The following is a 12,365-nucleotide window of genomic DNA, read 5'->3' as shown; positions in this document are numbered from 1 at the left end:
ATTTAATTATTAGGTAAGGGATTTATGAGATTATAAGGATGGAAAAGGATGTTATTTTTATCATTCTCAAAAATGTTCGGAATTTTTCTTAACGCATCTATAGTAATATAGTTAAACATCTTTTTCTCCTTTAAATCTATTTCATTCTTAAAATCCCATTGCTCTTTTTTACCTGCGTAATCTGCGTGCTATTACCTTTTTTTAACCTTTAGCGATTTCTACCAGTTTAGCAAACGCCGGAGAATCATGCCAGGCAAGATGTGCCAATGTTTTACGGTTGATTTGAATATTTGCCTTATGCAGACCGTTAATAAATTGGCTGTAGTTGATATCATTCATCCTGCAGGCAGCATTAATTCTGGTTATCCACAAACTCCGAAACTGGCGTTTTTTCTGTTTACGATGTGCAAAAGAAAAAGCCATAGCGCGTTCAACTGTTTGTCTGGCAGCACGATATGTTTTGCTCCTACTTCCATAATAGCCACGAGCTTGTAGCATATATTTTTTTCTTCTGCGGTGAGCGGAAACATTATTAGTTGTTCTTGGCATTTCATCCTCCCTTAATTATAAACCCAGCATCCTGTAGATTCTTTTTTCGTCGGGCTTTTTGACGATTTCACTTCCTCGCAGATAGCGTTTCAGTTTAGGCGCTTTTTTTGTTTTAATGTGCGCACTTTTGGCATGGTGACGCACAATTTTTCCCGTTCCGGTAATTTTAAATCTTTTAGCTGCCGAACGGTTGGTTTTGAGCTTAGGCATTTTTATCTCCTTATATTGTGACTCTTTTCCCTTTATTAAAAGTTCCATTACGGAAAGGGAACTTCCGGAATGTTTCTCTTTTCAATATGTCTTTAAGTATTCGGTTCCGACTTTTCTACAGCCGGAATAGGTGTTTCTTCCTTTTTGGTTTCACTGGCTAAGATACGGTCAATATCCTTTTTGGGTGATACAACCATTGAAATCATATTTCTGTCAGCAACCGGCTCACCATCAATATCTACCAGGTGAGCAAGGTCTTCTTTCAGTTTATCCAAAACCTTATAGCCAAGTTCCTTATGAGCCATTTGTCTGCCCCGGAAACGAACTGTAAATTTAACCTTATTATGCTGTTTCAAGAACTTAATAGCATTGTTTTTCTTGAAGTTATAATCGTGTTCTTCCGTATTGGGACCGAACTTGATTTCCTTCACTTCTACTTCATGCTGTCTTTTTCTGGCTTCTTTTGCCTTCTTTTCCTTCTCAAAATAATACTTGCTGAAATCCAGAATCCGACATACTGGCGGAACAGCATTAGGAGAGATTTCCACTAAATCCAAATCCATATTCTCTGCTTTACGCAATGCCTCTTTCAAAGATATAACTCCTATCTGTTTTCCGTCTGGACCTATAAGACGAACCTTTTCTGCCGTTATCTGATTATTGATTCTTTCTTTAGGCACAACTTCATGCGTGCGTGCCTTTCCTTTCTTAATCCGGATTATAAGAACCTCCTTCTTACCGGAAACAAAACAAGCGGTTATCTTTTTTTCAGAAAACCGCCTGCTTCACAGTAAATACTTTTGTATTTCTTTTTTATATGGGTTTAAACCTTATCAGCACAATAATCAAGCCATAAGGTAGAAGCAAGCAGCTTCATTTTCAGGAGCAGTTTTTTTGCCCTGCCAAGTCCTGTCAATCACTTTTTCTGCGAAGTATGAAACAAAGAGGAAAAGAGAATGGTGAGATGGAAAAACAAAGAGAAAGATAATAATGAAGAATTGAGCATTGAAAATGGTTGAGAAGGTTGATAAGGTTTAGAAGGTTTAGGAAGTTTAGGAAGTTTAGAAGGTTTAGAAGGTTTAGAGGGTTGAGAAGGTTGAGAAGGTTTAGAAAGTTTAGATGGTTAAGATACATTAAAGCCCGTCAGGGCGACACAACGATGTAGAAGGTGGCGTAAGCCCCTCGAAAAATGTAAGCCCTGAGTTCCTTTTTTCTTTTATCTTCCCCTTTTCCAAAAGCCCGTCAGGGCGACACAAAGATGTAGAAGGTGGCGTAAGCCCCTCGAAAAATGTAAGCCCTGAGTTCCTTTTTCCTTTTATCTTCCCCTTTTCCAAAAGCCCGTCAGGGCGACACAATTATAGCGATGGTGGCGTAAGCCCCTCGTTAAAATGTAAGCTCCGAGTTCCTTTTTCCTTTTATCTTCCCCTTTTCCAAAAGCCCGTCAGGGCGACACAATTATAGCGATGGTGGCGTAAGCCCCTCGTTAAAATGAAGAATGAATTTAGACCGGAGTCCTCATTGCTTATATAACTTTACACATTGTCACAAATTAATTTAACGATGAGGACTCGTGACGACTAAAAAAAATAGAACTCAGATGACTGGTTCAACTGAATCAGCAGGATTTCACATATCGTGCAGATTGAAAATGCATAAATATTTTTGTAGCTTATGTGGATTCCTACTTTCGCAGTAATGAAAAACGGCTTATCATTCAAAAAATGATATTACTTAATGGTAAATAAAAGAAAATATCCCTGTAAATCCTTTTAATCCTGTTCATCACCTACCTATTCAAATCTGCGTCATCTGCGAAATCTGCGTGAAACCTTTTTCTGTGTAATCTGTGAGAGGCAAAAAAACTGGTCGGGATGACAGGATTTGAACCTGCGACCACTTGAACCCCATTCAAGTACGCTAGCCGGACTGCGCTACATCCCGAACCGGTTAAATTACCTTAAAAAATAGGGACGGGATTTTGACAAGCAAAAAATGAGGTTGACAACAGAAGTGCATTCCTAAAATAGCTTTAAGCAAGCTGGAATGCTGTCTTCCAGTAAGAAAGAAATATTATGAAAGGGATAGAAAGATTTGAGCTTAATCCAGGTTATTGATGCCGGTGTAGAATTTGCCGGTAATTATGTTCTAAGGGGAATTAATTGCACTTTAGAATATAACAGCAGAATAGGACTTATCGGTTCCAATGGCAGTGGAAAAACAACACTTATCAAATTGATGTTAGGCATAATTCCTCCAAGCGAAGGCAAGGTTTTGCGAGCTAAAAAATGCCGGATTGCCTATCTGCCTCAAAATCCCGTTTTGGAAAAGGACATCCTGATGGGTGACTATATCCAAAATTCCCGTCCTGATCTACTAAGTTTACAACAGCAAATAGATGAACTCTCTTCATTACTGCAAAAAAAACATACTGAGCGCGCGGAAAACGAGCTGAAAATTGTCTTGGATAAGTTTCAGGCAAACGGAGGTGATGAATTTGCCAATTCAATTAAATATGTAATTACTTCGCTTGGTTTTAGTGAAGATGACTATGAAAAACCCTTATATTCTTTTAGCGGAGGAGAACAAACACGCTTGTGCCTTGCTTCTATCCTGCTTATGCCTTATGATTTATTGATTTTGGACGAACCCACAAATCATTTGGATATAGCTATGATTTCCTGGCTGGAAAAATATTTAAACAACAGCAAAGCTCCTTTTTTGCTCGTTTCGCATGATCGCATTTTTCTGGATAATACGGTTTCCACTATTTTTCAGCTGGAAAATACGCAATTAAGCATAACTAAAGGGAATTATTCTTCTTTTGCGCAAGCCAAAGCAATAGAGCAGAAAACGCAGGAAAGGCAGTTTGAAAAACAGCAGAAATTCATTGCCGAAACCGAGGATTTTATCAGTAAAAATATTGCGGGTCAGAAAACCAATCAGGCAAAATCCCGTTTAAAAATGCTTTCCCGCATAGAAATAATTCAAAAACCACAGCAGGCAAAGAAAATTAAGCTCAATATTCAAACGGCAGGAAGAAGCGGAAATGATGTTTATACCTTGAAAGATGTGGAATTTGGTATCCCAGAAGGACCTCTTTTAGCCAAAAATGTAAATCTGCAAGTCCACTATCGTGATAGGGTTTGTATTATTGGTCCCAATGGCTGTGGCAAAACAACTTTACTAAAAATCTTGCTGGAAGAACGGGAGATATTTTCCGGTTCGCTTAAAATTGGAGCTTCCTTAGAAGTCGGCTATTACGATCAGCATCAGGTTTTTCTGGATGAAGATTTAACCGTGATGGAAACATTATGGCAGATAGTACCAAGCGAGACAAGGGGTTATGTGTTAAGTTATTTGGCTCGTTTTGGTTTCCAGGGTTTGGATGTGGAAAAGAAAGTTGAAATCCTTAGCGGAGGTGAAAAATCGCGTTTAATGCTCTGTGTTTTAATTCATCAAAACCCTAATCTGCTGATTATGGATGAACCGACAAATCATTTGGATATGGAAATGAGTGACAGTTTGCTTTCTGCTTTGCAGAACTATCAGGGAACCATTATTTTTGTAAGTCATGATCGCTATTTTATTCGTCAGCTGGCGACAAAATATTGGGTGTTCCATAAAGCGTTGGAAAATAATATACTTTACCCAACTATCAGCGAAACGGAAACAAACCTAAAAGAGGCATTGGAGCTGGCATTTACAATTCCCGAACCGCCAAAAGCAAAAGTAAATCTACGGGAAAGAAAGAAGAAAATCAATCCCTATTATCTGGAACAAATTCATAAGCAAATTGAAAATGAGCAGACATCAATTACAAAAAATCATAGCCAAATTGAAAAAATAAATTCCCAGCTGGCACTTCCTTCTACATACAGTAATGCTATGCGGGCAAAAGAATTACGACAACAAATAGACCTGCTGCTTAACGAAATAGAAAATAGCAAAAAACACATTGCCGAACTGGAAACTCAATATCTGGAGCTGAGCTATGATTCCTAAACGCATTGGCTTTACTACTTCTTTTCCGGTGGAAGTTATTTTTGCGGCAGGACATATTCCTGTTGATTTAAATAATGTTTTTATCATTAGTGATTCTTCGGTAAAAGTGCAAAATGCCGAACTGAAAGGTTTTCCCAGAACCCTTTGCAGCTGGATTAAAGGAAACTATATAGCGGCTCTTTCTTCTCAGTTGGATTTGATTATCGGTATTGTGGAAGGGGATTGTTCCAACAGCAATTCGCTTTTGGATATGTTTACCGAAGAGCATCTTCCGGTATACCGTTTTTCTTTTCCGGCAGATAAAAATTATGCAGACCTGAATAAGGAAATTTCCCGGCTGGAAGATTATTTCGGTGTTTCCCGCAAAGAGACATTAAAAGCAAAAAACCGCCTGGATGAAATTCGCCGTAAGCTTATTATCTTGGACGAATGGACTTGGAAAGAACACCGGGTTAGTGGACTGGAGAATCATTTTTGGCTGGTTAATTCTTCTGATTTTATGGGTAATCCCGACCACTATGAAAGCGAATTGGATGCATTTTTAGCAGTAGCAGAAAAACGAGACCCATTACCTGTAAAACTGCGTTTAGCATATTTAGGAGTGCCTCCAATCTATAAAAATATTTACGAAACAATTATAGAATTGGGAGGGGATGTCCTTTTTAACGAAGTGCAACGCCAATTTTCTATGCCCTATCTGCTAACTGATATAGTTCAACAATACCTGGCTTATACTTATCCCTACAGCGTTTTTGACCGTTTGCAGGATATTAAACCAGAACTGGAAAAACGCCAAATAGAAGCAGTAATTAGTTACACACAAAGCTTTTGCCATCTGCAACTGGATAACTTGCTCTTAAGAAAACATATAGACCTACCTTTCTTAACTTTGGAAGGTGACCAACCTGAAGAAATAGATGCCAGAACTTTGCTGCGACTGGAAAGCTTTTTTGAAGTGCATAGTTAAATTGATAAATAGGTATTGGATGAACAGGATGATTAGAATTTAAAGGGTTTTGAGAGATAATGGAGGTTTGAGAGGGTTGAGAAGGTTTAGAGGGTTGAGAGAGTTTAGGTGGTTTAGAGGGTTGAGAAGGTTGAGAAGGTTTAGAAGGTTTAAAGGGTTTAGATTCAAAAAAGCCCGGAGGGCGACACAACGATAGCGATGGTGGCGTAAGCCCCTCGAAAAATGAAAGCCCTGATTTCCTATTTCCTTTTATCTTTTCCCCTGCCAAAAGCTCGTAGGGCGACACAAGGATGTAGAAGGTGGCGTAAGCCCCTTGGGAAATTCACGATGTAAACAGTGGGAGGTTTTGACTTACAATTTTCACCTGCCTTCAATATTCCCACACCCTGCATTCATTTTTAACATACAACCGCAGTTTTTATTGGTCTCCAAACCGAAAAATTGTGAGTTAAAATAGAAACAAAATAGTTATGTATGAATTCCTGCTTTTTTGCGTTATCCAGTGGATGAGATTCCCATATCATTCCCATATCGCGATATGGGAATGATATGGGAGTCATATCGGATTGTTATTGAAATAATTTTGGGATTTTTTTGGGAATGATATTTATTCCGTGAGTTTTGTTTTGAATCACAATTTCTCAGATTTATTAACCAGTTGCATATTGGTTGTAAGTGAGAAAAGAATGTGGAGTGTGGTTACATTGAAGGCAGGTGAAGATTGTGAGTTAAAACAAGAAGCAAGCACACTTGCTACTGAGCTTCGCCAACCCCTCAAATTACACAATCGTGAAAGAATGTATTTTTTCAGATCAGCAGGGTTGGATTGGAATTGTTCATAAATAGTGACTTCGGGGCGAATTTTTGTTTTAACTCACAATTTTTAGGTTTGTAGACCAGTTGTAAAGCAGTTGTAAGTGACAATGATTGTGGGGTGAGGCGACATTTAAGGCAGGTGAAAATTGTGAGTCAAAACATCCCACCGATTAAATCGTGAATTTTACGAGGGGCTTACGCCACCTTCTACATCATTGTATCGCCCTGACGGGCTTTTGGCAGAGGGAAATATAAAAGGAAAAAGGAAATCGGGGCTTACATTTTACGAGGGGCTTACGCACCCATCGCTATAATTGTGTCGCCCTGACGGGCTTTTGGAAAAGGGAAAGATAAAAGGAAAAAGGAAATCGGAGCTTACATTTCACGAGGGGCTTACGCACCCATCGCTATAATTGTATCGCCCTGACGGGCTCTAAAGTAATTAACAAATCTCAACCATCTAAACCTTTTAAACCCCCTCAACCTTTTAAACCCTCTAAACCTTTTAAACCTTCTCAACCTTCTAAACTCTCTCAACCTTCTAAACCCTCTCAACCTTCTAAACCCTCTCAACCTTTTAAACCATCTAAACCCTCTCAACCTTCTCAACTTTTTCAACCCTCTCAACCCTCAAAATAGTATACAATAAAATCCTGGAAATCCCCTACCTATTAACAAAACTTATCTACAGGAAATTAAACCGGAAAGCTAATATCCAGCAACTGATTAAGCCATTCTTTCCGATACAGTTCATCGGACATTACTATAAATATTGGCTCTGTTCTTGTCGGCATTATAGTAGCTAATTCGGTATAAATATAAGTTCTTAACATTGCTATAAAGGGGTCCATATATACCCAACCGGTAGAAAATCTTCTTAACTTAAATAATTGCAGAAAGTAATTGCTATCAGCAACCTGCATTGCTATGGTTTTATAATCCAAACTAATATCATACATAACTTTTGTCTGATAAATTTTCTGCCAGCTGTTATCTTCGTGGTGAATATAGAATAAGCCGTCTTTTTCACCCTGCTGATGTTTCCGATGAAAATAAAAATTAAAAGTATGATATCTGACAGTTCCTGTGGAAGCAACAACTTCGGCAAAAATAGCCAAAACCGGAACTCCTGGTCTCAATAAATAATACTGCCGGTAAATATATCCCTTAAGCGGTTCAAATTTATCTATTGTGGTCGTAATAGTTAGTCCCTGCCAGCAATTTCCATAGTTATCTTTAAGAGCAATAAAATCCGCTTGATGGTTTTCTGATTTTAATACATTAGCATCTACAGCATAAGGTTTTATAATTATTCCTCCGGTAAAAGGATTGAAAGTTGATCTGGGTGCATAATCCGGATAACTGTTTTCCAGCCATTCAATTCCTTCATACTTCAAAGAGATAATGCCTGAGATTTGAGCATCTTTGGCAGCAGTAATTTGTAAACAGCCATTATCAGCAATTAGCAATTTATCCTTTTCCTGATTTTTAACTTCACCCTCGGAAAAGAAAATAAGCTGTTTGCGTTCTATTACGGTGTTGTATAATTCGCTTTTGCAAGTTAACAATTCCCAGGGTTTATGCGGTTTTTTGTTTAATTCCCAGCTACATTTCCTTTCCCCTATCTCATTTTTTTGCATTTCTTGGGGCGGTGAATCCTTTAGACAACTGGAAAATAAAGTGTAAACTCCCATTGGCTCAATATCCAGAATTTGGCTTATTTCTACAGGGCAGGGTATAGTAAAAAAGGGATTTCCCTGGTTAGCAATTAAATTCAGGGTAGGATAGATAACTTCGGAAACTTTTCTTCCCAAAGCAAGATCCCGAACCTGCCAGGGAGTAAGAAAAACATTTTGATAGAGCCGAATCGGAGCGGAAGTATTCTTTCCACTTTTAACCAGTTCACTAAGATTAATCTCCCCATAGAAATAGTATCTTTCCGGTTTAATAGTGAGATTGGGATGCCAGATAAGTGACTGAGTATAATTTACACCTTGAACAAACATCCAGTTTTCAGCAAAGCCATCCTGAGGAAAATTACTTTCATAAATATCCGGCAAATCATTCCCAACCTGATATAATTTGCCTTTATAAGAAAAGCCAATGTTGTATTGGGAAGGATAAAACCTTATTTTTAGCCAACTTTCTGCTTCGGTTTCAGGTAGAGCATAAACGGTAACAAAATATTCTACTAAACTACTATCATAAAGACGATAAACGATTCCATAATCAAGACCCGGGAAATCAGTTGAACGAAACTTCAAAATTGCCTGAATGGCATCCTCCGTTTTTTCAATAACCGTTTCATAAGGCAGCTCTCTTTTCAGTTCTGAGGAATATGGTTTTCCCGGTTCAGGTGCCGGAAAATATAAATCATCAGTGCTTATGTTTACTAATGTGGCAAAGTTATGTTCTCCGATTTTGGATATATAGAGGATATTGTTTCCGTTCAAAAGTTGTATAAAATCAGGTGAATCAATTCCATCTTTGGCACCCAACATTTGAAAGCAAGAATAGCAACTGGTGGTAAATTGCATTTCCTTTCCACTTTCAGGTTTGGCTGTAATCTGGAAATGCGGATTATAAATTAAGCCCTTGTTAAGGGAAAAATCAAGCTCTAAAAAGCTTTTCTGATTAGCATTTAAAACAAGGTCAAACTTACTTTGGCTAAGCTGTAAACGCTCATCAGCAGGAAATTCAAGATGATAAAAACAGGTTACCGGAAAATGATTGTGGACATTCAAGAACATCTTATAATTATGCTCAGGAAGAAAAACACTGTCCCGGGTACGCAATTCAACCGTTAAGGGAAATTGCACTTTTATACCGGTTCTAAAGGTTATATCTTTGCCTTCAATACAGATACGGGTATTAACAGAAGGACATTTTTCCCATTCCGTTAATTGCCGCTCTAAGGGTTTCAGGTAAAAAGTGGCATCCAATTCTGCTTTTTCCGCTAACACAATGTTCTGCTGATAATTATATTCCACCAGAGGGTCATTTTCACTTTGCAGAGAAATAGTAATCGGTCTTTCCTGATAATTTTCCAAAGTGTAATGCACAGGATAAGTTAAGCCAAAAACCGGTTTGGCATTTGGGATATCTACTTTTATAGAAAAGTCCGGGGTCTTCATAAAAACAATCCCTCTACCGAAACGCTCAAAAGTAACTTCTAACCGTTTACCATCCTTCTCCCAAAGATAATCATAGAAATCAAAGCCATTGTCAGTTCTGCCATCCGGCTCTATATTCAATTCTCTTTTCAGGTCATTATACCAGTGAAAATAATTCCAATATGATTTTAGCAATTCATTATTGAGCAAACCGGGAAGAAAATTCAGCAGATGTGTTACCTGAGTTTCCATTCTTTCCCAGAAAAAGCCGCATTTTTTATAAAGAGGAACAGCTTTTAAATTGGCAGACCAGGTGAATAAATCAATGCGTTCATAACCCAGTTCCGTAGCTCTCAACACACATTTTTGGACTAATTCTTTACCTATACCTTTTCCGTGATACGAAGGCAAAACGGAGAGCATTTCAATATAGGCAACTCCTTTTTCTTCTACATAGCGGGTTAATTTTGCATAACCGATAACTTTTTCATTTTCTACTGCCAGATACAAATTCAGATATTTGGTGCCGGATTCCTGTTGTAAGACCTTTTCTTCCGTGCTGTTAAAAACTCTGCCGTTCCAACCCTCACTGCTGTTATTCCACATTTCAGCTATGGCTTTGGCATAGGAAGGATGATATTCAACTATTGTTATAGGGGACATATAAACTCCAATAAAGAATGAAGAATGAATATAATGTGTAACCAGCTTAAACTTATACTCTTACCTGCTAAATCAAATTCTAAAATCCTTCATTGAAAAAATTTGCCGTCATAAGTCCTCAGCGCTAAACAAATTTGAGATAAGCTGAAAAGTTATTTCAGGGATGATGACTCCTGACTGAAATGTAGTCGGAGCTCGTTGAAGCTCAGCGTTGTTTTTTCACTGTTCATTCCAGGTTTCACTTTTTCACCTTTCCACTTTCTGTGGAGGAACCATGTCCCCCAGCTACACGACACTAACTTCTAATTTAATTAACTTTTTCTTCTCTTTACTTTGAAAATCTGCGAAATCTGAGTAATCCGCGAAATCTGCGTGAAATAACTATTGGAGCATTTCTGCTGAAGGTTTAGCATTATCTCTGCGCACCCAGCGATCATCTATTTTCGTCATAATTGGGCTATTTTTCTGAAAATAGTGCACAATTGCATCCCGTAAATTGATTTGGTGATAGATAATATCTTCTTGAGGCACTTGAATCAGCATAGTTAAACCTGCATTACCTTGCATAATAAAATCTGTAGTAGCAACAGTATAAATTTTATTAGGGTTCCAGGGTTCTCCTCCAATTTCAAAATGAGTTACACGGTCAAAATTTTCCCGCTTTTTGGAATAGACAATTTTGCCTCCGGAGATAATTAAGCCATGTCTTGAGCCCTCAACTCGGGTTTCAATTATCCGGCGTAAAAATTCACCGTTACAACGAAAAGAAACTATCATATTATCAAAAGGCATCACTTGAAAAATATCTCTATAGGTAACAGGACCTGCTTTAATATCGGCACGCACTCCTCCCAAATTTAGAAAGGCAAAATCGGCACCAACTTCAGTACGCATAGCATCTACAATGGTATTTCCAATTAAGGATTGAGCATCTACATTAGTGCGGGAAAGATAAACACCTGCATAACCCACAACTTCGTCCATTCCTTCTTCTGCTATAGCAACCTGTTCAGCAATCATTTCTCCAATTTCTTCATCGGGAATAAATTCATCCTCAAAAAGGGTAACCATACTGCCTTCACGAATGGCAGGAACTTCATAACCGGTTACAGTTTTTGTTTCAGGATCTATTTTTAAGGTTATCCATCCCAGATTGGAACCGTAAGCATAACCTTGAATAACCATTGTATGTGTGTAAGGGTCTATCCAGGGGGTAGGAATTCCCTTATGCATATGTCCGCCAATGAAAATATCTATGCCTTCAACTTCGCGCGCTATTTCTTGAGCATCATATCCCCAAACAGCATATCTTTCATTGTATAAAGGATTTCCTTGAGCATCATAACGGGTAAGATAGGTAGGAACAATATCATAAGGTAAACCGGCATGCCCCAGGACAATAACAATATCCACCTTTTCCTGATTACGGAGGATTTTTACATATTTATCTATCGCTTCTTTTTCGGAAAGGAATTTAACATTTTTAATGTTTTCCGGAAAGCTCATCTTTTCCGTATCAGTTGTAGTAAAACCCAAAATCCCGATTTTTAACCCTAATCGCTCTACCACAATATAGGGTTGGATATAGCTTGGAATTTCACCTGTTCTTTTATCTATAATATTACACGATAGAATGGGAAATTGAGCTAACTGCAAGGTCTCTATCAATTTCTCTTCCGGAATATCATATTCGTGATTGCCAATGGTCATTGCATCGTAGCCAATGGCATTCATAAATTCAACCACCGCTTTTCCGTTAGTTATGGTTCCTACAGGACGACCTTGAAAAATATCACCCGCATCCAAAAGTAAATTATCTCTTCTGTCATTTGCCAGAGAACGAATGTGCTTAATTAAAGTAGCGGCAGAACCTCCTCCTCCAAGAAGTGGAGGAAAATCCGGATTGATAAAAGTTGCTTCCGAACGGTCTATACCACCATGCATATCGTTAGAAAAAATGAGGTCTAAACGCAGTTCTTCCGCTTTGGCAATTGTGCAAAGCAGAACTAATGTAGTAAGGAATAATATTATCCGTTTCATAGTTT

General features: G+C 38.2%; 8 protein-coding genes and 1 tRNA gene. 2 read left to right on the top strand and 7 right to left on the bottom strand.

Annotated elements, in window-relative coordinates:
• Positions 1-2 precede the first annotated feature (2 nt).
• From CLOAM_RS02540 to CLOAM_RS02520, 5 genes are all read right to left on the bottom strand, one after another.
• Complete coding sequence (locus CLOAM_RS02540; protein WP_015424288.1) at positions 3-119, bottom strand: hypothetical protein; 117 nt, start codon at positions 117-119, stop codon at positions 3-5.
• A gap of 82 nt (positions 120-201) precedes the next feature.
• Entirely contained in the window at positions 202-549 is a 348-nt protein-coding gene (gene rplT, locus CLOAM_RS02535) for a 50S ribosomal protein L20 (RefSeq protein WP_018197729.1), read from the bottom strand.
• Positions 550-564: 15 nt separating this feature from the next.
• Positions 565-759 carry a 50S ribosomal protein L35 gene (rpmI, locus tag CLOAM_RS02530; RefSeq protein ID WP_044278839.1) on the bottom strand — a complete coding sequence of 65 codons (195 nt, stop codon included), beginning with the start codon at positions 757-759 and terminating at the stop codon, positions 565-567.
• 92 nt (positions 760-851) lie between these two features.
• Positions 852-1,439, bottom strand: a complete 588-nt coding sequence (gene infC / locus CLOAM_RS02525) for a translation initiation factor IF-3 (RefSeq protein WP_015424285.1) — start codon at positions 1,437-1,439, stop codon at positions 852-854.
• Positions 1,440-2,622: 1,183 nt separating this feature from the next.
• Positions 2,623-2,700: transfer RNA gene (locus tag CLOAM_RS02520), tRNA-Pro, on the bottom strand.
• A gap of 150 nt (positions 2,701-2,850) precedes the next feature.
• Here CLOAM_RS02520 and CLOAM_RS02515 point away from each other — a divergent pair.
• Together CLOAM_RS02515 and CLOAM_RS02510 are read left to right on the top strand one after the other, a co-directional pair.
• Positions 2,851-4,761 carry an ABC-F family ATP-binding cassette domain-containing protein gene (locus CLOAM_RS02515; protein ID WP_015424284.1) on the top strand — a complete coding sequence of 637 codons (1,911 nt, stop codon included), beginning with the start codon at positions 2,851-2,853 and terminating at the stop codon, positions 4,759-4,761.
• Entirely contained in the window at positions 4,751-5,728 is a 978-nt protein-coding gene (locus tag CLOAM_RS02510; RefSeq protein WP_015424283.1) for a 2-hydroxyacyl-CoA dehydratase family protein, read from the top strand. The genes CLOAM_RS02515 and CLOAM_RS02510 overlap by 11 nt, the downstream gene beginning before the upstream one ends.
• 1,511 nt (positions 5,729-7,239) lie before the next feature.
• On the opposite strand, the gene CLOAM_RS02505 is transcribed toward CLOAM_RS02510, so the two are convergent.
• Both CLOAM_RS02505 and CLOAM_RS02500 read right to left on the bottom strand, forming a co-directional pair.
• Positions 7,240-10,320: a GNAT family N-acetyltransferase gene (locus CLOAM_RS02505; protein ID WP_015424282.1), complete on the bottom strand. Its 3,081-nt coding sequence runs from the start codon at positions 10,318-10,320 to the stop codon at positions 7,240-7,242.
• A 381-nt stretch (positions 10,321-10,701) separates the two neighbouring features.
• On the bottom strand, positions 10,702-12,360 hold the full coding sequence (locus CLOAM_RS02500; protein ID WP_232502698.1) for a bifunctional metallophosphatase/5'-nucleotidase: 1,659 nt from the start codon (positions 12,358-12,360) through the stop codon (positions 10,702-10,704).
• Positions 12,361-12,365: the final 5 nt, after the last annotated feature.

The organism is Candidatus Cloacimonas acidaminovorans str. Evry (assembly GCF_000146065.2).
Taxonomy (GTDB): domain Bacteria; phylum Cloacimonadota; class Cloacimonadia; order Cloacimonadales; family Cloacimonadaceae; genus Cloacimonas; species Cloacimonas acidaminivorans.
The sequence above is the reverse complement of the archived record's forward strand: the minus strand, read 5'-3'. Positions and strand labels throughout refer to the sequence as shown.